11 protein-coding genes are annotated in these 22,442 nt (G+C 65.9%); all 11 read right to left on the bottom strand.

Annotation, left to right across the window (positions count from 1 at the left end):
- Positions 1-2: 2 nt before the first annotated feature.
- Entirely contained in the window at positions 3-2,426 is a 2,424-nt protein-coding gene (locus ABD901_RS00685) for a UvrD-helicase domain-containing protein (RefSeq protein ID WP_345120039.1), read from the bottom strand.
- A gap of 160 nt (positions 2,427-2,586) precedes the next feature.
- Positions 2,587-4,101 (bottom strand): DNA sulfur modification protein DndB, encoded by a 1,515-nt coding sequence (locus tag ABD901_RS00680; RefSeq protein WP_345120037.1) that lies wholly within the window; start codon positions 4,099-4,101, stop codon positions 2,587-2,589.
- Positions 4,098-4,610 carry a hypothetical protein gene (locus ABD901_RS00675; protein ID WP_345120035.1) on the bottom strand — a complete coding sequence of 171 codons (513 nt, stop codon included), beginning with the start codon at positions 4,608-4,610 and terminating at the stop codon, positions 4,098-4,100. The genes ABD901_RS00680 and ABD901_RS00675 overlap by 4 nt, the downstream gene beginning before the upstream one ends.
- Before the next feature lie 172 nt (positions 4,611-4,782).
- Entirely contained in the window at positions 4,783-6,783 is a 2,001-nt protein-coding gene (gene dpdD, locus ABD901_RS00670) for a protein DpdD (RefSeq protein WP_345120033.1), read from the bottom strand.
- Between the two features lie 8 nt (positions 6,784-6,791).
- Entirely contained in the window at positions 6,792-7,310 is a 519-nt protein-coding gene (gene dpdK, locus ABD901_RS00665; RefSeq protein WP_345120031.1) for a phospholipase D-like domain-containing protein DpdK, read from the bottom strand.
- Positions 7,307-11,725 carry a protein DpdJ gene (gene dpdJ, locus ABD901_RS00660; RefSeq protein ID WP_345120029.1) on the bottom strand — a complete coding sequence of 1,473 codons (4,419 nt, stop codon included), beginning with the start codon at positions 11,723-11,725 and terminating at the stop codon, positions 7,307-7,309. Before dpdJ ends, dpdK begins: the two co-directional genes overlap by 4 nt.
- Positions 11,722-12,393 carry a hypothetical protein gene (locus ABD901_RS00655; protein WP_345120027.1) on the bottom strand — a complete coding sequence of 224 codons (672 nt, stop codon included), beginning with the start codon at positions 12,391-12,393 and terminating at the stop codon, positions 11,722-11,724. Before ABD901_RS00655 ends, dpdJ begins: the two co-directional genes overlap by 4 nt.
- A complete protein-coding gene (gene dpdH, locus ABD901_RS00650) occupies positions 12,386-15,457 on the bottom strand; it encodes a protein DpdH (RefSeq protein WP_345120025.1) in 3,072 nt (1,023 codons plus the stop codon). Before dpdH ends, ABD901_RS00655 begins: the two co-directional genes overlap by 8 nt.
- Positions 15,450-16,352, bottom strand: coding sequence for a protein DpdG (gene dpdG / locus ABD901_RS00645; protein WP_345120023.1), 903 nt, complete (start codon positions 16,350-16,352; stop codon positions 15,450-15,452). Before dpdG ends, dpdH begins: the two co-directional genes overlap by 8 nt.
- Entirely contained in the window at positions 16,346-18,895 is a 2,550-nt protein-coding gene (dpdF, locus tag ABD901_RS00640; protein ID WP_345120021.1) for a protein DpdF, read from the bottom strand. The genes dpdG and dpdF overlap by 7 nt, the downstream gene beginning before the upstream one ends.
- Positions 18,882-22,178: a protein DpdE gene (dpdE, locus tag ABD901_RS00635; RefSeq protein WP_345120019.1), complete on the bottom strand. Its 3,297-nt coding sequence runs from the start codon at positions 22,176-22,178 to the stop codon at positions 18,882-18,884. Before dpdE ends, dpdF begins: the two co-directional genes overlap by 14 nt.
- Positions 22,179-22,442: the final 264 nt, after the last annotated feature.

Below are 22,442 nucleotides of genomic sequence, written 5' to 3'. Positions count from 1 at the left end.
ACTCATCGAAGGAGAAAGTTCTTAACAGTTACAGTCGCATCGAGAGGATGTTGTTCTGCGGGAATCTGATCGAAGATCGCGGCGACCGCTGGGTTGAGTTGGCTGACATCGTTTCGCGGGTGGGTCGGGTCGTGTAAGACGGTCAGCGCGCGACGCGCGCGGGTCAACGCGACGTAGACTTCCCGCTCCCGATCGGCAGCAGACAGGCGCAGTACTTCGGCGTCCCGGGTGTCGACCTGCCCGTTCGTCACTGAGTAGGACACCGGCACACCCGAGAACAGTTGAGTACGCAGAACATTTGCGGGGTTGATCGCGCGGCCGGTGGAGGCGACGTAGACGTGGTCGAACTCGAGGCCTTTGGCCTGGTGGAAGGTGAGCATCGCGATGGCGTTCTCGCTGAAAGCGTCAACCTCCGCGTCGTCGAGCATGGTTGCTTCAAGCATCGTTCCCATGACGCGCAGCAAGTCCCAGTACTGCTTCGGCCACTCGATCTTGCCCTTGGCGTTGACCGTCGGCCGCATCGGATCGTCGAGGCTGCTCATCGTGCGTCGCGTCGGCGCAACGTTAGCTTCCAGGAGCGAGGTGAACAGCGCCTGCCGAAACAATTGCGGGGTGTATCCGCAATTGCGGAAGTAGTCGAAACTAAGCAGGCGCGCAACGAAAGCGGCCACGGTCAGTCGCCGGCGGTCTACTGGCGCGGAGCTAGCTTGGACAAGCCGTGCTCGGACCTCGTCCACAAAGTTCAGGATGCCGGCACGGTCGGTGGCTGGTGTGGCGAGGCTTCCGCCCTTGGCTTTGCGGAACCGTTTCTGGAATCCTGCGTGAGCGGGGGAACCGAATTGGGGTTCGGCTGAGATTGCGAACGGGCGGCGGGACGCGTCACCAGTGGCGAAGACCTCGACAGCACGGGTACTGCCCGGCACGACGGTCCTGGTCACCGGATCGATGAGATAGCTGATGAGAGCAAGCAGGTCGTGAACCGGGCTGCCGGCTCCGCCGGCTGTCTTGTTCCGGGCGTTGAAGGCACGCATGCCAGCGGCTTCCAGCGCGGTGCGCATCTCCAGCCCCGGGGACATGGCGTTCCGCGGTGACTTCTCGGAGGTAGAGAACATGAGTACGGCGGCGTCCGGCATCAGCGCAGCGTCCTCGGACCCGCGGATGGCAGCGAGTTCGGCGGCGGAAACGCGGGCTAGTGAGGACCATGGCCCGGTGAGCAGCCGCACTGGGGAGCCGACGTTGGCCTGGCTCGCCGGCCGGATGCTCTTCGGCATGCTGAGTGCTGCCAGGACGCTGCCACGGCGGAAGGACTCGCTGAACTCGACAATGGTGGCAGTGCTCCGATGATTCTCTTCCAGCTTCTCTTGGCGGAAGCTGAGCCCCGATCGCTGGCACTCTGCTTCCAGGCCCTGGAAACAGGCAATATCAGAGCCGCGGAATCGGTAGACGCTCTGGTCGTCGTCGCCTACGACCGTCAGTCTGGTACTTGGACCGGCAAGCCACCCCACATGGATCGCGAACTGCACCGGGTTCGTGTCCTGGAACTCATCGACGAATACGTGCCGCAGTTCGGGCACAACCGTGTGTTGCCGTTCTAGGAACCGCTGCTGGATGGTCGTGAAATCCATGATTGCGTTGTCGTCGAGATAACTGACCCAACGGCGATGCAGTGCTTTGAACGCCTCGGTGATGCCGGTAGCCGCGCCGGAACTGTACTCGATGCCGTTGCGGTCGTTGCGCGCGGCGCACCGTGGAATCCACGTCTCGGTGTGTTGCGCTAGAACCGCGCGCAGAAGTTCGACCCGCTGAATTTCAGTGCTCGGCCAGTTGCCCGACTCCCACGGCGGCTGGAAGAGCGCAGAGACAGCTGGTGTGTTGCAGGCTAGATTGAGAGGATCGGTTGTCTGTGCGCGTGCACGTCCGAGCTTGAAGCGCAACTCTCGAGCCATCCGCACGGTGGTCTCGTGCTCGTCGACCAGACGCGTGCCGGCCGTCATGTAGCTGGTGTCGAATTCACGCATCAACGCGTCGCACAGAGCATGCAGCGTGCCGAGCCGAACGTCATGTACGTGAGGGTCCGCGATATTCAGACCTCGCGTAGTAGCTTCCTCCAGCAGCAGGTCACACCGCTCGACCAGCCGTACCTCAAGTTCGGTAGCGGCCTTGCGGGTGAACGTGGTGACGAGCAAAGTCTCGGCGGGGCTGCCGATTACCAGCAGTTCGTAGAGAATGCGCCAGACGAGCATCTCAGTCTTGCCGGAGCCAGGCCCGGCAAGAATCTGCATGACACGGTCGTCCGGTTGCACGGTCACGATCCGCTGTTGGGGTCCATCCGCCACCAGTGGACGCCTGCCGACCTTCTCGCTGGCCAGGACTGCGTCCACCAGTTCGAAGAACACGGCGGCGGCGAGGGGTGGTCGTTCAAGCACGAGGGTAGTTCTCCGTTTCTGGTCGGCGCGCCGTGGTGGCACCGTCTGTGGGTCAAATGGGGACAGAGCTCCAAAACGGCCGGTGGCATGAGAAGGGGCTCCGCCCCCATTCGGCCCGAGCTATAAGTAGGGGGACAAGGCTCGAACCCTTCGATGCTGTCTAGACGCGCGCGTCGACCTCCGAGGTCAATTCTTTCCAGTTGTCGGAGAGGATCTTGTTGACGACGCTGTTGATCGTCGCGGCGGTGTTCTCCGCTTTGCCCTCGACAATGGTCCGGGTGCCATCGGGGCTGGACGGATCCTTGATGACGCGCGTCTTCTTCTTGCCGTGGCTGTCAACCTTGTACCCGGTGATGTCGATCCAGTGCTTGCGGTACCGTCGCCACTCGATCACGCGGATGCGGTCGTTGAACTCTGAATAGGGGATGCGCGGCTTCTCGAATTCCAGGGCGTCCGCTTTTTCGCGGTAGGCTTGCTCCGCCTCTGCGACGGTCGCGTGCTCTTCCCGTGGATTGGCAGCGATTGCGCCAGCCAGTGCGCTCAGTTTGTCCTTGCGGCAGTCGTAGTAGGCAAGCGCCAGGGCCTTGAGAGCGAACGCCCAACCATGGATGTAGATCCGCCGGAACGGTTCCTGCCCGCGTGGGGTGTCGGGCAGCCACTCCGGACCGAAGACATCTTGCAGGAGCATGATGAACTCCCGGCAGTACGGCAGGAAGACATCGACGTGGTAGTGCTTGATGTGCTCGGGCTTGCGGCTGCCGCGGGAGACCACGTTGAGCAGCATCTGCTCCATCGTCGACAGGTCGACGATCACCTTCGTAGCTGTCTCGGTGGCACCGCCGGTGCGGCCATCGGCGAGTCGTCCAGCGAAGATTGTCCCTTCAAGCGCCCGCCGCCGCAACTGTGCCAACGCGGAGGAGTTGTCCAGTTGCGCGACCAGGTTCTTGTTCTTTTTCGACCCGCGACCGTTGCGGTCGGCAAAGCTTTGGCCGGCCTGCTCCGTCGTCACGTTGAGTTCGATCTCCAACGTGACGCAGAACGAGTCCCGAGCACCGGCCTTGATCGCAAGACCTGTCTTCGAGGCTTGGAACAACGCCGCGGTCTGGGTCTGCCCGTCTGACTGCATGACCGGCTTCTTCGGTAGAAACAAGGTGCCGTACAACGCACGGGGGTTGCTCTCGTCGAAAGCCACGAAGATTGCATCGGCGAACTCGGAACTTGATTGCCAGCCACTGATCGGCGGCAGGTAGGCTCGGCGGTCGCCCCGAACGGCCTCCAGGATGTACTGGCGGAAGTTCGCCAGGTTCTCCTTCTTTGCGCCCTTAAAGTCTTGCTGCGTCTGCTCGTGTGCCTCGTTCATACCCATCGCCTCGAAGTCCTCGACCGGCGGGTCGGATGGGTCGTAGCGAACGATCTCCGTGAACTGGCTGAGACTCGGATGCATCATCGTGGTGATCCGGTAATGTGGATGGCTACCTTTCAGCGCCAGCACCGCACCCTGGATGATGTGACGCTTGTCGAGTTCAGTCTGGAACTCGTAACGACTGGCTGAGTAACTCGCCAACGCTTGCGGATCCGTCTGGCAGCGCACGATCCTCATGCCGGAGAAGTCAACGTCCTGTGGGATGTCTGTGGTCGGGATATACTTGGAGCGGGGAATGAGCGGGGTGGTCAATTGTCTTCCTCTCGGGCTACCGGCACGTTAGCCGGCGAGGCGGTGACCGTTCGTGGGATCAGAGGGATATCGGTGCTCGGTGTATCGGCCGGCACGCGCCCGGCCTGGCGCATTGTCGCGGGAAGAATCACGACCTCGATGCCGAGATTGAGGACTTCGATTGCTGTGAGCAACTCTGGGTTGATCTCATATCCCGCTAGGACGCCGAGGACCGGACGAGCGAACTTCAGTTCCTGGCGTGCGAGCGCGACGTAGGTCAAGACCTGACCCAGGCCGTCATAGCCGATCTTGAGCTTGAACTCCCAGACGCGGATGCGATTCAGCTTGTCGATCGTTCGCAGGTCGCCACGAAGGAGACTCGGGTAGTAGGTGTGCTCGGTCTTCCAGACCCTCTCGTCCGGTCGAAACTCTTCAAGCCGTGCCGCGTACGCATCACGGATCGCTCGCTCCGCTGCATAGCCGTCGCGGCGAGGTGCAGGTATCTCTGTCAACCACGACTCCATCTTCATCGCGCGGATTATGTGCTGTTCAGTTGCGACGATCGACTTGGGCTTGCAGATGAATAACCGCGTTCATGGTGGTAGGCCGCAAAGGCTAACGCCGTAGCGGCGCCGCAGCACAGTCATCCGCAACGCAGCGAATGACTGCTTCGGACGCCGCGGTCCCGGCGCAACGGCAAATTCAGAGCGCACTGCTCACAGCACGTAGAAGTGATGCAGAACCGGCGCCCTCGGCCTCACAAATCTTCGTTTCAGGACGTGTAGCCGATTTGATGAAACCTGTGGCGGCATGTGTCGCGCACCGGGTGGCCATCACGACAATATCGGCTCGACTTACCCACTGCTTCAGTTGGCGACTCCCGACGTGATCACTACTGAGTTGCACGTTCAGTCTTGGCATGAGCCTCTCAAGGACACTCGCGGCGCGTCGCAGCGCTCCTTCGTCCAGCGAGTAGAGCAACACCTCCCGCGCCATTGTCTTGGTCGGCTCGCTGCCCGGCGTCTGGTCATCGAGCGGCGTCCAGGTGAGGCCAAGGCCGAATTCAGCGTCAATTATTCGAGCCAGTTCAAGCTGGTCGGGCTCTAGCCGGCCACGTTGGAGAGCCAGCGGTCCCAGTAGGGCTTGGGCGAGTCGCAGCCGTGCCTCGTGATCCGGGCTCGGAGCGCGGGCGATCAGGTCGCACATGTCCAAGGCCACCGAGGCTCTGTCGATGCTTACCCACCGATCGCACTCGGCGCCCAAGTCATCGAGCAACGTTCTGTATTGCGAGGCCGCCAGTCCTCCCCGAAGGGTGATCTCTAGCAGGGCCACGATGCCCGCCATGTCGCTGGATCGGAACCGACCGTAGCTCAACGCATTGACCAGGAACGCATGCGCAGTGCGACTGGCCGGCTGCCGGTAACCGTCGCTGTCGACGAAGGCGCCGACGATTGCCCACGCACGTTCAGCGCCATCGTCGCCGAGGCTGTTGAGCAGTTCGGCAAGTTGTGTGTCCGAGGCGGCCGCTGGCGCCCATGACCGCCAGGCCTCCTCTGCAACTACTGCGCTGACGTCCGCGGTCTTGGAGATCGCTTGGATCAGCTCCACCCAGGATCCCGGACGAGCCTCGACAGGGGCCGCCAGAGGTGACGTAGCAAGCTCCGCCCCCGTGGCTATGGTTTCGTGTGCAGCGCCGTCAACAGCAGCCGCAGCAACAGTTCGGGAAGCGGGTTCATCGCCGGCAGCGGCCGAGGGCTCGATTAACTCCGCCAAGTGCGGCCGTGCGGCATGGAGCCGTCGCCACGCCACTTCGTCAACGCGGAACTGTGCCAGAAGCATGGCGTCGGCAGCCGCGTAGGCCGCCAGCGCGATGACAGTCAGCGCTTCGACCCCGAAATCGGTTAACGGGCCCACGGCGAGCGCTGGGACCAGTTCCCCGCCCCTGATCAGAGCCTGCCGTGCGGCGTCGATGTCGTTGTTGCCCAGTGGCTCTGCGAGCAGCGTCGAGTGGATCGCATCCAGGATCGCCTCACGTACCGGTACTGGCGGCCGAGTGGCGACCACGTCGCGTAGCGCGGGAAGCCGTAGCAACTCACCGTGGTTGCCCAGTCGGGCCAGCCGCTTAATGGACAGATACGTGAGGTTCGTTCCGCTAAGGCCGGTGCCCTCCAGTTGGCCCAGCAGTTCGCCAGTGGCGCGGTGGTCGCCCGCGGCCATCGCCAGGTCGAACTCGGCCAGCAGGCGCCCTACTGGCATCCGCTCGCTCCAGTGGCTGCCTGGCCGCTGATGAATGGTCCGAATCATCCGGCTGAGCGCCGCCCACACGTCCCGGGAACTGTTCTGGGGATGTTCCAGGACGTACGCCCGGCGATGGTTTACGAACTCGGCCACCGCATCGTCGATTGGGTCACCGGCTCGCAGCGCCTCAGGGCGGCTGACGAAGGCCGCGTGGCTAGGCACGACGAACGCGCTGAGCCATTCTCGAACGGTAGTCGCCTGTCGACTGAGTCGGGGGATTACGTAGACATGCTTGCGCGGATTGCCCGGTTCGTTGCGTGGAAGGATGTACGGCGCATCGCTATCAGCGGCGAGCAGGGCGACGTAGTCGGTAAGAAACGTGGCGGCCGGGGAGTTGGGGTCCCGTGCCGGCCAGGCTGTGTTGCCAGGACCGAAGAACAGGTCCAGAAAGGTTTCGGCATTCATCGGAGCCCTCACCCGGCATTGTCGAAGCGGCGAGCGAAGTCGATCCGAGCGGTACTCGCCATCGCGGGGTCGACACGATAGCTGACGATCTCGTCGTTGACGCTCATGCCACGGTACGTGAAGTTCATCGAGCCGGTCATCAGCCAGTCATCGCCACACAGCGTCTTCTCGTGCACATCCTCGGCCTGCACCACCTGCGCTCGCGTCGGCGCCGCCTGCCGGAGCAGGCGGTTGACGAAAACGTCGTTGTACGAGTCAGGTCGCGTCACCACCGAGAGCCGTCCACCACCATGCGTAATGTGGGCCAGCACCTCGGCGAAGGTATAGACACGGCTGGACGGGTCGACGAACACACTGTCGTACGCGGCTGCACGGTTGTCGATGACGTCCACGTCGCCGATCCATGGCGACACCAGCCACAGGTGGCGGCTGGGCGTCATCAACTCGGCGAGCAAGACCGTGGCCAGAATCCCGTCGATCCGCACCCCAGTGTTGCCGCTGGTCCTGACGATTCGCTCATCGTTCATTGGGCGAACTCCCGAATTTCGACCGTGCAGCGCACCTGTCCGGCCTCCCGCTCGATAGCACGGACGTTGCCATATACACGCAGCGCCCCATGGTCGACGGCTATCGTGGGCACCGCGCGCATGGCGGCAGTCAGGTCGGTCATCCGGTCGACTGGTGCGACTAGTCGCACCGCACCGTGGGCCGCGATCTCGGTGCTGTACCGGTCGCGCCACTGCGACTCGGTGACGTCCACGTGCGGCATGCGCTCGGTGTGGGCTGCCCGTATGAGCAAGCGGTCGATCAGTGTCGGTGGCGCGTACGGCTGGTAGTGGGCCAATTGCTGTGCCCTGGCTTCCGCGCCGCGGGGCCACAGCAGGCTGTATACCTGGTCGGCGCCGAAGCGGCGGGCATCGATATCCGTGACGGTGATGCCGCCCGTACCGATTAGATAGGCGAAGATAGCGGCGTCGACCTCAATCCCCAACCGATCCTGCACGCTGTCCCAGGCGTGCATCAGATCGAGTGTCAGCCGGTCCGTTCTGGCGTCGGTGCCCTGGCGCAGCAGCCGGGTGGACAGGGTCGCCACCGCCTGCTGGCGGGGGTGTCCGTCGATGGCCGTCCAGGCCTGGCGCAGCGTGGCCAGTGCACGTTCGGCATCTGCGGCGGAGGTTGGATCGCGGAGCACTGTCATCGCTTGTGCTGCTGCGCTCTGCGGGTCTGCCACCACGTGCCGCAGCAGCTGGGTCAGCGTGTCGTGCAGGTATTCGTAGTCGCTGGGCGCCAGCGCGCTGTCGACAAGCGCCCAGAATCGGCGTGGGTCCTGTTGGTAATAGGGAACGAGTTGGCTGATGACGCCGAGGCCGCCGATCGCTGTCTCGCTCAGCCATACCGTTGCAGGTCCGCCGGCGGCGTCCGACGGGAGGACATCGACGATGAGGTCACCGTCCTGGGCGTGTGGGCAGGCCCGCTGCGCGGCGGTCAGAATGGCGGCAGCAATGGTGTCCTGGTAGGCGCGTTGGGCCAGGTCCGCGGTTAGCGTGTCGACGTCGTCGCTCCAGAGCAAGCGGCTGTGCCGGTCTACGGCGGCGATCACCGCCGGTCGACGTGCCACATCGTCGAGATCGTTGACGAGGCGACTGGGGGTAGCGCTGCCATCGCCGCGGTAGATGGCATTGAGTACTTGATCGATGTGCGCTGCCCATCGGCCGCCGGCTAGCGCCCGATGTGCCTGCTCTGCGTCCGCGGTGCCGTTGCTGGTGCGCCACAACGCATAGGCAGTGGTGTACACCAGGGCCAGCCACCTGCGTTGGAAGGCATTGGCGTCGTCGTCCAGTTCCCGATCCACCGCCAGGGCGGACTTGAACGCGGCCGAACGCCACTGCGGTGAGTGCAGATGCTTAAGGACCGCCTCGTTCCGCAGGTCCAACGGCGCCACGACGAAGCGGATCGCATCGACGTCGAGACTGAAGCCCAGCGCGGCAGGTTCGCCGCGGTGCTGGTACCGCACAGAGCTGGTGACCGTTGTGGCACGGCCGTTGCCTGTAACTGTGGTACACGCCGCGCCGGTCGTCATCCGCCGAACCTGCACCGGATTTCCCGCGGCGCTCGTGGCGAACGCCACCGATAGAACCCGATCCTGCCAACTCGAAGGCCGGGGGATGGCGCCCGTGTAGAGGTGGTCCGGGACGAACTGCGATGCCCACACCGGGATGCCCTGGGATTGGTCCAGTACGGTCGGCGGTGGTTGCACCAACGTGATCAGGTGTGGGCGCATTACCCGCATCGCCGGCGCTCCGGCTGGCTCCCACATACCTTCGTCGTCGTACTGCGCCGTGAAGGACGAGATTTCGAGGGCCCCAGCGGCCTGCGGGTCCGGAAGCGGCAGCCAGGTGCGGTCGTCGGCGTTGCGGTAACCGTACCGGCGGCTTACCCGGCCGGGCACCGCCTCGCGCAAAGCCCGCTCGATCGACATGGATTGGTCGTCGGCGTTGAAAGGCAGCCGGAAGTACACCTCCGGCACGTTGAGCGGATCGAACAACGTGCGGGTCACGAATTCCGGGAGCAGGGATCCGGCCCGTGCTCCCGGTTCAGGCGTGTACGCGCGCCACCCCGACTCCAGTCGGCGGAGGATGGTCGGGACGACACTGAGCAGCAATGCCCGCGGCGGCTCCCACAGCACCGCGGTGACCTCGTCGACAGAGATGTCCAGCGACCGGCGCAACCAGTTGGCCAGGTCGGCCTGCACGCTGGCCTCCTCCAGCAGTACCCGCAGTTGCTTGATTACCGCCTCGGTGCCGGAATACGGGTCGCGCGCCTTCGGCTCCGGGGCCCGGATCACCCTTCGGGCGTCGCATTGCGTTCGCCGGCTGACCCAGTCCAGCATCGCCAGGGCAGCCTGGATCTTCACCACGAACCGGTTGCCCACCGGCAGCCGCCGGGCTGGCAGTTCCGGCGCGAACAGTTGGTCGTATGCCTGGTAGGTGAGCCGGTCACGGCCGAAGTCCGACAGCGTCACTACCGTCCAGGGACGGGTGAGGCGGCGCCGACCGGCCCGACCCCGCCGTTGTAGAAACGACGCGGCGTCGCGCGGGGCTTTGTGCTGGATGACCAGGCCGACGCGGTCGTCGTCCACACCGACCTCGAGCGACGCGGTGGCCACCACCAGGTCGGCGTCCTGGTCTACTCCGCCGTCCTGAGAAGACGTACGGGTTACCCGCAAGCCGTGCGTCATCGCCTGCGGATCGAGGTGCCGTCCGATGCGGTGCACCAGCTCCCAGGACTGGCCGTCGACGTATTGGTCGTGAGTGGCGCCGTTGGCCGAACGGAGCCCGGCCAGTACCTGCGGTCGGCCCCGCCCCGGCAATCGGGCGCCCTCGGCATGGGCGAGGTCATTGAACAGGCGGTTGGTCACGTCTAGGTCGTCGGTGAACACGAACCCGCGTGACCCGTGTAGCAGTTCGGCGCCACGCACGTCGAGCGTGCGCGCGTGCAGCATCGCAGCCTGGATGGTCGTCGACAGCGGGCTCACCCGCGACACCGGGTCGACTCGTAGCGCCATCGCGTACTCCCGGCCCTCTTCTTCCAGGTCGGATGGCCTGGGCGTGAGGTAGTCGACGTCATGACGGTCGATGCCGGTGAGGTCGCTGAGGAAGTCGGTGGCGTCGCGCAGCGTTGCGCTCAGGCCCACGATGACCGCCTGGCGGCCCAGGCCGCTGCGCCATCGTCGGAGCAGCAGCGCGACCTGGGCGCCGTGCATTCCACCGTACGTGTGCGCCTCGTCCAGTAGTACCAGCTTGGGCACCTTCCGGCCGGTCCAGCCCAGCAGCGGGGCCTGTCGCGGGTCAGTGCTGCTGAGGTTGAGCATCTCGGTGGTGGTGAACAGCAGGTCCGGTGGATCGCGGTGCAGGCCGTTCCGGGTGAGGATCAGATGAGTGATGACCGGCTGGGCGCAGCGCTGGTCGGCGCAGCGTAGGTGCTCTCGTGGCGTCGCTGCGGTGCGGTCAACTTCAGCCCAGACCAGGCTGCCACGGCATGTCGGGCATTTCAGGTATGGGCAGACGGCATCGCCGCCGCGCCGGCGCCACGCTCCGCTGGGGTCGTGACTCAGCCGCCGATCGTCGGCCTGGTGCAGGGTGTCGCCATACAAGACGCCGATGCGTAGCGACCGGCCACCGTGCGCGCGCTGCGCCTCGTTCACAGCGGCGAGGTTCGCCACCGCCTCGCGCAGTTGGTCGCGCAGCAGTTCGTTACGCGGGTAAAGCGCCAGGGTGTGCACGCCGCTGCCGCCGGCGTGGGCATGGTCGGCCATCGCCAGCAGCGCCGGCAGGTAGAACGCCAACGTCTTGCCACTGCCGGTGCCCGCGCCGACGATGACCGCCCGGCCGACACCGGCGGCAAGGTAGCGGCGGACGGCGGTACTGGCCTCGACCTGGAACCGGGCCAGCTCACGTCCGCCGAGCAGCGCCCGGACCACGGCCTTCTGACGTTCGTCCAGACCGTGCTCGTCCAGCGACGACAGCGCCTCGACCACAGACTCGGCTGGGATGTCCCGACGCGGATAGCGACGCCGGGCCACATGCAGGCGATAGTCGGCGACCAACCGCGGTGCCGGATCCCACCAGCGGCCGGTCCGGTTACCGGTGGGGAACATTTGACGCAACGCGGCCGTGAGACGCACCGTCTCAGCCAGCCGGGTTCGGTAACTGCGAGGGGAGGACCGGGGAACCTCGAGTACCAGGCCGCGTTGTTCCAACTCCTCCAGCACCTCATCGGCGAGCACGTCAGGCGCGTCAGAGTCGAGCAGGCGCTCCTCGATCGCGGCCAGCACCTCGTCACGGGCGATGACTCCGCTGGTCACTCCCCAGCTGAGCAGCGGCAGTTCCAGATCCTCCAGGTCGTCGATGACCCCGGACAGGAACCGCCGATCGTCGATCACGTCGCCCTCCGCCGGACCTCGACAGTGCTGGCGAGTTGCCGGTCGTACAACAACTGCAGGTCGGCTGGCGTCAGCTTGTCCAGCGTGGTCCCGACCCGCAGACGCTCCAGCAACTCCAGCACCTCCGGGTCCGGATCCGGGGCGTTGTCGAGTTCGGCACGCAGTTCTCGGTGGCTGATCACAAACTGCTGGATGGCCGCCGCCCGCACGTCACCGCGGCGCAGCTTGTCCAGGTCGGCCAGGGCTTGCTCGGCGGCAGCAGCCTCACGGACCGAGAGCATCACCAACCGGTCCCGCCGCAGTTCCGCCATGCGCTGCTCACACCAAGCCCGCCATGCCTCCCTCAATGCCTGCCGTAGCCGAGATTCCACCCCGTCGACGGTGCGGGCCGCGCTGTCGAGGGCTGGCTTGGAGGGCAGCCCGCCGCCGGCGCGTTGACGGAAGCGATCCAGGCCCTCATTGACATTGTCGAGTGAGATGTCCCCGCCGTGCGCGTTCAGGCGACGCGCGGCCTGCAGCGTGGTCCGCAGCCCTTCCAGCTTGTCCCGCAGTGTGTTGACCCGGGTGCTCACGGCCACTGCGGTGGCGGTTTCCTGCTGACCCACTTCGATCCGGCGAGCCTCAGAGGCCAACAGCAGGGCTTTGTCCCGAACGGACTGGTTACTCATGGGATTCCCCTCCCAGTTCCGGGTTCGCCACGATCTGTTCCCACTCGGTGCGGACCTGGCGTACCTGCTCGGCCAGGTCCTCGCCCAGACCGCCAGTGCGCATGCGAGCGTCTTCCAGACCGGTGGTCAACCAGGCGTCGCAGGAGCGCAGAAACTCGATCAATCGTCCCAGGTCGGCACCACGGTTACGGGCGGCCGCGGTGATGTACGCCTGTCGCCATTGGCCGTCCTCGGCCGACTCCACTCGTTCCAGGTCGCGGCGCAGTTGCTCAACGCTTCGCCAGTCGCCGGCCTTCATTTGCGTCAGAAGGGCCGGAAAGGTCTGCCGCATTTCGCCACCGGGCAGCAGTCCCACCTTCGCCGCCTCCTGGAACGCCTGCTCGACGGCGTTGAGCGTGTCGGCAACGCTGACACCTGCCGGTAGCCATCCGATGAGTTGGTCGCGCTGCTCCCGCAGCGTCTTAAGTTGGTTTTCTACCAACGTGTCGAAATTGCGGAGTAGGGCTGCGGCGTCCTTGTACCAGGGCGCCGCAGCCCTATCCGGTTCCCAGGCCCACTGTGCGGCTGCCTGTCGCACCAGTGGCAGCGCCCGGCTGGCGTCCAGAACACGGACAGCGCCGGTGGAGCCCTGCGCAACTCCCAACAGATTCCGGAGTTCGACCACCAATGCGCGTCGGTGGGTCCGGTGCTTCTCGTAGGCCTCTACCCAGCGAGCGGTGCGTAGTGCGGCGTCGGACAGGCTCCACGTCGCACCGTCGTCGAAGGCCACGGTCATCAACGCGGCGTCGCTCATGCCGGGCCAGGCCAGTCCGGCCAGGGACGCTCCGAGCAGCGACGCCCTCAGACCCGCGATCAGGTGCTCGTCCTCCGCGGACCGGTTCCGCAGCACTGCCCCGATGAGATCGCCTCGGTGGCGATCGGCGATTCGGGCCAGTTGAGGCAGCGCGGCGGTGTTACCGGGGTCATCGGCCCCTTGTTCCAGGGTGAGCAGTTGGCGGAAGAACACCGCGGTGCGTGCATCGCGATCGAAGCGGATCGGTGCTCCGGCGTTCTGCGCCTCAGCCTCGGCGGCCTCAATGGACACGACACTCGACTTGACAGGCCACGCCGCGCGTTTGACGTCCGCGCTCGGCTCGGCCATCAGCGGTGTGCTCCAATCGCACCGGTTGAGCACCGCCGTACTGATGATGCGTCGGATCGTCGCGGCGGTGTTCTGTGGGAGCAGGCGGCGCCCCGTCTCCCACTCGGCAACATCCTCGACCATGGCCCGCAATGAGCCAGTCCACTTGTCCCGCGGATCGGCGACTGGTGCCGGTTGCGGGGCCCGCGGCGTGGCACCGCCCGGCTCGGCGGGTGGGCGTTCAAGTGGCGGAGCATTGTGAGCGGCCTGCGCGGTGGAAAGCGTTCTGATCGCGAACGCTTCGTGAATCCCCGGCTCCAAGTTGAGCAGTTCCGGCGGGGCGTCGCCCCAAAACTCCAGTAGCAGCGCCCGCCGTTCGCTGTCCACCGGATCGAGGTCTTCGATGTTCACCTTGACCGTCGGCGACAGCGGCGCCTCACCATGAGCCAGCGGAAAGTGCTCGCGGAACCGCGGGCCAGGAAACTGCCCGGTGGCCAGTGACTCAGCGTCCTCCAGCACCGGCCGGATGACCCGGCCGATGATCCGGCGCGGGTTGAACTTGTCGTCCTTGCCGGCGGTGCTCCTGACGGCGCGGCGCAACGCTGGCCAATTGAAGGGAAATAGGCCGTGGCCAAGCTCGGAGACGCCGAATGCCTCGTGGCAAGAAATGCGGAACTCGCAATCGGTGCAGGCGTTGGGTACGAGAGCGTTGTCGGCGACGCCGGCCTCGTCCAGTTTGTCCGCGCCGATGCGAGCGGCGTTGAGGTACCGGCCGACGAAGTCCGTCGTGTATTCGGGACCCTCGCGATCCGGGTCGAACCGGGCGTCGAGATCGTAGACATACGGGGTGGCCGCCTGCACCCGCGTCACCACCGTTTCGGCGAGGTTGCCGTAGTAGCCGGTGGTGACCGCCATCAGGGTGCGAACCGGGGCCAGCACCTGCCGGCCGTCGCGCACCCCCGCCTCGATCAGCGCCTCGAGCAGGTCGCGCTGCAGTCCCTGAATCACCGCGAAGTCCTCGATCAGCAGAACGATCTCTTTGCCCTGCTTGTGGTACTCCTCGCGGATGGTCAGCATGGCGTCCTGCAGCCGGCCGCCGAGTTTGAACACCTGCTGTACCGCGGTGGAGAGGTTTTCGGTGATCAGGTCGGCGGCGGCCTTTTGCAGCAGCGGCCGGCTCATGATCAGCGTGAGCAGTTCCCGCACGTCAGCGGCGGCGGCGTCGACGTCGGCGATGTGCGGCAAGTCGTCCGGGGTGAACTGCGTTGGCCGGTCCGATTCACCGTCACCCCGATCGTGCAGCAGGCTGGTGGCCAGCCGGGGGATCAACGCGCCTTCCTGCGTCAGGTAGCCGCCGACGTGGACGTCGCGCAGCACCATCGCCAGCTTCGCGGGGCCGACCAACGCTCGGCGGTTCCGGTCGGTGCCGGGGTCGGCCGCGGCGACCGCTTCGGCAAGCGCGAATAGCAGGTGCCGCTGCAGCGCCGACTCGTCCATGCCACTGGCCAGGTCATCGACCTGCCGGCGCAGTTGGTTCAGCTTCTCGCTAACGATGTCCTCGCGGTCCAGCAGAATCCGCACCAGGGCGCGCAGGCTGGTGCTCGCCTTAGGCACGTGAATTACCACGCGATTGCCGGCTGGCTGCCGCCGGGTGCGTTCGAACACCCAACGCACCAACTGCGACTTACCGGTGCCTGACTCGCCGATGACCGGCATGAGGAGCACGCCGTTGCCCAGCGAACGGCCCAGGAAATCGCGCAGGACCTCTTCCTGGGTAACCGCCGTGCCGACCACGTCGGTACGCAACTGCGGGTCGCGTCGGCGGATCCGCAGCGGTACGTGGGTGGCCAGGAACACCGAGGTCGACGGGCTGACCGCTTCGGTGCTCAACGTGGCGATCGCCGTTGCGACCTCCCAGCAGACCCGTTCCCGCAGGTCAGACATAGTCTGTCGCTCCGATCTCGACGTGGGTGAACCGGCCGACTCCGCCGGCGGCGCTCGGGTCGCTGAACTGGACACCGCCAGCGGCATCCGATGGCGCGCGCAACTTCAACCATTTTTCTTCGCGTCCCCGTTGCAGCGCGAAGGACAGTGAGGCGCTCACATCGAGCGGACCCGGATTGAGGGCCAACGCCCGGCTGAACTGGCCGCCGGGCAGCACCGGCAGCGCCTCCAGCAGCCCGTCGATGAAGTCGCGGGCGCTCAACTCGGTGCCCGGTCGCCATTGCCGCCGCACTTCGCGTCGCACCGATCGGCTGCAGTCGGGTACCAGAGCTCGTGCTCCGGTGTATGGCAGCAGTGGCTCGTCCGCAAACCCTAGCGCGGGTGCCCAGTAGGTGAAGCCATTCCATCGCGCCATGTTCCGCAGCGGATTACCGAGATCCTCGGCCAGCACGTTGTGCTGCTCGTTGCCAAAGGTCCTTGCCGTTACCCGCGTCAGTTGGCTGTCCAGTGTTAGAAACCAGCACAGCGAGCGCAGCAGGTCTTTGCCTTGGGTCTGCGACGGGTCGTTCGCCAGTGTCTCGGCGCCGACCCGGGTGATCACCCGATGGCGCAGGAGGTCGTAGAAAGCGTCAAGGTCCTCACCATCAACCGCCTGCGCCTCGGCGGACAGCGCGAGGGTTTCCTCGGTGCGTTCAACCAGACCGAATTCCTCGGCGGTGCCCACCGCTCGGTCAAACGTCCGCTGCTTGTCTACCTCTGCGAGGAGGCCCGAAGGGCTGAGAACGGCCTCGGCCTCGGCCAATCGCTGGCGCTTGCGGGGTTGGCCGGCGAGGTGGCGGACCAGCGCCCACAGCGGCCGCGGCAGCGACGATTCGACGTTGAGCAGCGCTACCATCCGGAATCCCTTACCAAGATATCGAGTGAAACGGACTTGTTCATGTACCGCAGCGGCGTATCAGGCCGGTGCGGATCGAGCAGATCAACCGGATGTACGAGATAGGTCGGTTCGGGACCGGTCAGCCGCTCGGTCAGCGCCGATGACAGCGGCGCCTGGGGGTCCTTCACCAGCCAAAGCAGCGGGCCCGCGTATGTGCCAAGCATGCTGGCGTCGCCGTCGACGACGATCGGGTTCGGTGCGGCTCGACGCTGCGCCCGGCGTACCACCGCAGGGGACAAGCCCGGCCCGCCTACCACGACGTAACCACGACGGGCTAGTGCTTCGATCAGATCGGGCACCAGATCGTCGAAATGGGAACGCTGCGACCACGCGATACTCAGCATCGAACTACCGCCCCTGTACCCGGCGAGCGGGTCAGGCGGTTCGGGCCAATGAGCGCAGTCGGGCCGCGGCTCTGCCCCGCGCCGGCGTAGGCCGCTAGCGCCCGCGGTTCGTGTGGTTCGGCGGCAGTAGGGGCAACTGCGGCAGAAGCGTGCGGTCGGCAGCGACCCGCCGTCCCAACGCACGCCGTAGTACTCGGCCAAGATGTCAGCGACGCAACGACCCCCGTTTACCAACCTCGACAGTTGGCGCAGCGCGCTACGCTGCTGTTCCTGTACCAGTTGCCGCTGGGCGTTGAAGGCCTGCTCGAAGTACGCCGGGTCGTTGAGCCGGCCATCCAGTTCGGCGACGACCCGCACCACCGGGTGGCTGCTTGTCGGCGAGGCTTCCTCGCTCTGATTCAACCGGCGGGCGGGTGCCTCCTGGCGGATTAGCTGTGCCCGCTCCATCAGGTTGAGCAGCCTGACGTTCCATTGGATGTTCCGGGCTGACTCGTCACGCAGGTGCGGCGGCAGTTGCACCAGGTCGATTTCCAGCCTGCTGTCCGGCAGCCACCGCGCCTTGGCGCGCATGGCTTGCCATCGCAGCCAGCCCCGGTCGTCGCCGATCAGGACCATACGATTGATCCGCTCGGCCAGGTTCAGGTCGCCGGGCGCCGTTGCCAGGTACGCCACGCATGGGCGGCCGTCGCGGCCTCCGCGCCCCACCTCCTGGTAGTACCGATCGATGGTCTCCGGCAAGCAGGCGTGCACGATGGTCCGTACGCTGGGCATGTCCACGCCCAGCCCGAACGCCGAGGTGCCTACGACGATGTCGAACCGTGTGGCGGCCGGCGCTCCAGTGGTGTCCTCGCCGCGCCACCCCGCGATCACCGCGCGGCGCTCCGGTTCGGTGGACTCCCCGGTCAGGCGGGTAATGCGGCCGAAGCCCACTTGGCCAAGTCGGTTGCACCACTGTTCAGCGTCCTCGCGGGTCGTGGTGTAGAGGATCAGCGGCCGGGGTAGGGCGCCGACTGCCTCCAGTACCGCCGCATCCCGGTCATCCCGGTCGCCGAACTCGTCAATCAGGTATATCGGTTCGGGTCGGGTGTGCGATGCCCATACCAACTCCACTGGTCCGGGACCACCGAAGGTACTGGCGAGCGTTTGCACCTGTGTCGCGGTGAGCGTGGCACTCATCGCCACGGTCACCACCTGCCGACCGGGCGGCGCCTGCTCGAGCCAGGAGCGACGCTTGGCGGCGATCGCCCGGAACTCGGGCCGGAAATCGTTGCCCCACTGTTCGACGATGTGCGCTTCGTCGATGACGAGATGGGTCAGGTGGCCGGCCGCCGCCGCAGCGTCCAGTGCGCTGTTCAGACCGGTCATCAGCGCCTCGGGAGCAGCGATTACGATGCGTTGTTCGGCGGCGCGGATATCGCGGCGGATCGCCTCCTTCGTCGCGTCGTCCAGTCCGCCGGTGTAGGCGTATGTGCGGGCAGCTCCCGCGGCGTCACCGCAGTCATGCAAGTGCTGGCGGAGTCGCCGCTCCATGTCGAGGGCGAGGACCACGGTGGGCACCACCATGATCGCCACGCCGCCCTGTCGCGTCGCGGGTAACACGCTGGCCCACGCGACTTCGGTCTTTCCCTGGCCCGTCGGCAGGCAGGCGATGACAGTCGCGCCCGGCGGCGCCGTGGCGACGGTACGGGCGGCCTGGCGCTGCCCATGGGAGGTGTAGTGGGTGAACTGCTGTCCCAGCGCCTCGGTCCAGAACGGATCCGCTGGTACGGTCAGGACCCGGCGTGACTCGCCGGCGTAGACCTGGCGCAGGTCGGCCTCGGCCGTCTCATCGTCCGAAGGCGCCCACGGCTTGGCGCTGATCCGCAGCCCGCGCGTGGTGGGTAGCGTCGCGCAGCGCGCCGACTCCCACTGCCGGGCATCCGGCAGCGTCGGATCCAGCGGCACGATCAACGCCTCCTGGACATTGGTCCGGGCCTGATGCTCCAGGAGCACCTGGCGGGTTAGTGCAGCGACGTCCCGCCACTGTGCCGCGCCGCGGGCGAGTCCAGTCAGCGCATCGCGCAACCGGCGGCACGTGCCGTCAGCCGGGATATCGGCGTGCCCATGTGGCCATGCCCGCCAGATCGACTGGGCGGTCATCCAGTTATCGAGGGACATGACCGAGCCCCCACAGGTCACCGCCAGCGACACACGCCGCCGCTACCACGCGGACCTTCGGCCTGCGCAGGCCGTCGATAAGCAGTCCGCTCAACTCAATATTGGTGACGTAATCCTCGGTGTCTGACAGCAATCGACCGGCCGCCTGTCGAGCTAGCGCTTGCGCCCGTTGGATGGCCAGCGTCCGGCTGCCATCATCGTGCGCCGCGGCGGTCCGTTTGCGGAGACGCTCGCCCTGCGTGACCAGGTCTCGCGCGGTGGCCTCGGCAAGCCGCGCGGCGGCGGCGAAGCGCTCAACACCGCCGAAACTGTCCAGCAGTGGGGTGATGCGATCGGGGTTGAGGTTGACGTCGCGTTGATTGGAATAGGGAGCGTTCAACCAACTCAGCAGGGCCTCGTCGGTGACCTGTGCGCCCGCTGCATCTAGCCATACCCGATCGATGAACGGTGGCAGCAGCAGGTCAGCCTGGCGCCTGATCGCGTAGCGAGACTCCGCGCCAGTCTGGGGATGGGTGAGCGCAGCCTCCAAATCGGCCTCCACTACGACGTCGAATCCGAAGTACACCGACTCCTCGGACCGGCCGGGCCGCCAGAGTGCGGAAGCCTGCCCCCGGTCGTCGATCGCCATCACAGCAGCGAGCAGTTCAATCAATGGGTTGCCGACGCGGAACAGTCGAACACCGCGCTCGCGCAGGCTGACATTGCGGTTAAAGGTCCCAGTCATGCTCTCGCGCGGAAGTCCGACAGCCTCCTGGGCCAGGACCACCGGGGAGATCAACGGCGGATTTCGGTGGTCGAATCCGATCGTGGCCACCGGTCCCGTGGGAGGCTCGATCGTCAACCGCAGGCCACCGCCGCTGGAGTTGATCAATGCGCGAAGGGCGCCCTCGTGTCGCGTCCATTGCTGCTCAAGTTGGTTGATTTTTCTGGCCATACGCAGCCCCAACGTGGCGTCGTGGATCGACTCAAGCGCATCCATCGCCTCGATCTCCCGGCGCTCCTGCCCGAGCGCCGTGGAGATCTTGTCGGCCAACGCGGTCATTGCGGTGGGCCCGTCGCGCAGGGCCACCTCCCAAGCCTGTGCCTGCAGTTCGTCAAGGATGTCCTGCAGCGCCGACAACGAGCCGTCGAACGCGCCAAACGCCCGTACCAACAGTTCACACCACGCCGCCGAGAACGACTCATCGGCGCTACCGCCGGTGTCGCAATACTGAGTTGCCGGCTCGCCCTGTGCTCCGAAGTAGCCGGCGAACCGGTCCACCCGACCCAGCCGCTGTTCGAGCCGGTTTGGTGACCACGGCAGTCGCAGGTGGATGACGACATCAGCGTCCTGCAGGTTGACCCCGTCCTCGCCGCTGTCGTCGACCAGCAGGATGGCCCCGCCATTTCGCCAGTGATCCAAATCCTGCGTGACCTCGGCGGCAGGACGGGATCGGGTGTGTCGCAGCACCGTCCATCGCGTGCGCCGGGCTAGTACCGCCGCGAGGTTGTCGGCCATTTGGCCCGACCCGCAGAACACCACAGGCCGTCGCGCGCCTTTGATCGCCTGGGCCAGGCCGTTGAGGCGCGGCGTGGCCGTGCCCAATGTGTTAACCAGCTCGGTCAACGTTTGGCGTTCCAGTGGCAGCGGTGCCGTGTTCCGCAACAGTTTTCGCTCGCTCACCGAGAGGCCGGCACGGTCGGCTGCGGCCGCGTCCCCATCAAGCCGCCAGCGCAGTGCGTCGGGCAGGTCGTCGGACAGTTCGTCGACCCGGCTAGCCAGTACCGCCAACACCTGACCGAACTCCCGAGCCTGCCGATCGTCATGATCGAGCAGCCATTGCGCCACGCCTTGCTGCCAGCCCAGCAACGCCTGGTGAGCCAGGTCGACCCGCTGGCCGCCCAAGACCACCTCGGCGGGGTGGCTGCGGCCTCTGACCTCGAACGGTAGTAGATCCTCGTCGCGCGCTCGCAAGACGTGCGACCGGCGGTGCCGGATCATTCGCCGGTGCAGCCGGTACGTCTCGCTGATGTGTGCACGCAGCACTTCGATGGCGGCGGCCAATCGCGGTCGGTCGGCTTCGTCGTGCAGTTCGTCGTCCTCAGTGAGAAACTGCCGGAGGTCGTGAGCGAGTTGCGCGAAGGCGGCGTCGTCGGGGATCAACTCCGCTATATCCGACAGCACATCCGGCAGGAGCATTTCCAGATTGGCGTTAAGCCCGTGCACCGCGTTGGCGAGTCGACGCCGGTCGGCGAAGCGCTGCCGGAACTGTGGCAGATCCTCCCACCGGTACAGGTGGTGATCGAGCAGGTGCAGCAGGCTCAGGTGCAGTTCCGGACGGGCAGTGCCCGGGGTCGCCGACAGCAGAATCAGCCGAGGGACGGCACGGGCGAGTGCGGCCAATTGCGGATACGGCTCGTCGTGGGGATTGCCGGTCCGGGTAAGGTTGTGCACCTCGTCGATGACGACCAGGTCGAACCCGTGGTAGTTGACCCACGACTCCGGCGTTTCGTGCTGACCGATCCGGATCTCCGCCTGCCGGAAGTCCTCGGTGAAGAACTTGGAGCGTAGTTCGCTGCTCCATTGCCGGCGCAGAATGTCCGGAGCCAGAATGGCGATCCGGGCGGTGGGATGGTCGATGAGGTGTTGCCGGATCACGAGCCCGGCCTCGATCGTCTTGCCGAGGCCCACCTCGTCGGCCAACAGGTAGCGCTGCACCGGGTCGGTGAGCACAGTCAAGGCCGCATCAATTTGATGTGGGTAAATTTCGATGGCTGAGGACAGTAACGCCGAGAAGTTCGCCGCGGCGGCGCGCTGGGCCAGCAGGCTTCGCAGCATCGGCAGGCGTGCGTCACGGTAGTACGGCGATTCATTTGCCCCGGTGGCCAGCACCTCGATCGGTGAGCGCACCGGTCGATGCCAGCGCACCCACAATTCGCCGCTCGGGATCAGTGCGGCAAACTTTCGATTGGGGAAACGGACGCCATAGTCGTCCGGCCCGCCGCCGACCACCCGGCCGGCATGCCACGTGCCGGTTCCAAGATCCCGCCAGTACACCCGCGTCTCAACCGGCAATCTGACGAGCCGGCACTGGTCGGCGGGCAGCGACCAGGTCGCAGCCACCGGCTCGGCAACCGACTCGAACGCCTCGACCTCCAGTCGGTCGCCGGTTCGAGCGCCGATCTTGACGATCCCCGGCACGCGCGGGTGTTGCACGAACTGGCCAGGCGCGAAGCCCGACGGGTTCGCTGATGGCACACGCGCGGGGTGCTGTCGAGCGTCCCCGTTGTTCTTGCTTGCCACGGTCGCTCTATCGGCCTGTCACACGCTGGAACGACACCGGCTCAGCCCTGAGTTGGCCCACAGCTGCCAAGAGATCACCGTCGCCGCTGAGTCCATCCCACTTCGAAGGACCGACCTGGAATCCATGGACTGGCCGACGACTGACACATGCTGGCAACGATGCGGGCATACGAGGACGGTATTGGCCAGACGGGGATCCTCTGTACCGCTAAACGAACCGAACCGGTGAGCCTGCAGGATGATCTCTGTCGTCTAAATGGACGA

It is taken from the genome of Dactylosporangium darangshiense, assembly GCF_039537565.1.
Classification (GTDB): Bacteria; Actinomycetota; Actinomycetes; order Mycobacteriales; family Micromonosporaceae; genus Dactylosporangium; species Dactylosporangium darangshiense.
This window is presented reverse-complemented; position numbering and strand designations above follow the sequence as displayed.

What these genes read in the sequence shown, in the direction of transcription:
- ABD901_RS00675 (WP_345120035.1), bottom strand. Translation starts at nt 4,610, where the DNA reads ATGAAGATGGAGTCGTGGTTGACAGAGATACCTGCACCTCGCCGCGAC.
- dpdD (WP_345120033.1), bottom strand. Translation starts at nt 6,783, where the DNA reads ATGAATGCCGAAACCTTTCTGGACCTGTTCTTCGGTCCTGGCAACACA.
- dpdK (WP_345120031.1), bottom strand. Translation starts at nt 7,310, where the DNA reads ATGAACGATGAGCGAATCGTCAGGACCAGCGGCAACACTGGGGTGCGG.
- ABD901_RS00655 (WP_345120027.1), bottom strand. Translation starts at nt 12,393, where the DNA reads ATGAGTAACCAGTCCGTTCGGGACAAAGCCCTGCTGTTGGCCTCTGAG.
- dpdH (WP_345120025.1), bottom strand. Translation starts at nt 15,457, where the DNA reads ATGTCTGACCTGCGGGAACGGGTCTGCTGGGAGGTCGCAACGGCGATC.
- dpdG (WP_345120023.1), bottom strand. Translation starts at nt 16,352, where the DNA reads ATGGTAGCGCTGCTCAACGTCGAATCGTCGCTGCCGCGGCCGCTGTGG.
- dpdF (WP_345120021.1), bottom strand. Translation starts at nt 18,895, where the DNA reads ATGTCCCTCGATAACTGGATGACCGCCCAGTCGATCTGGCGGGCATGG.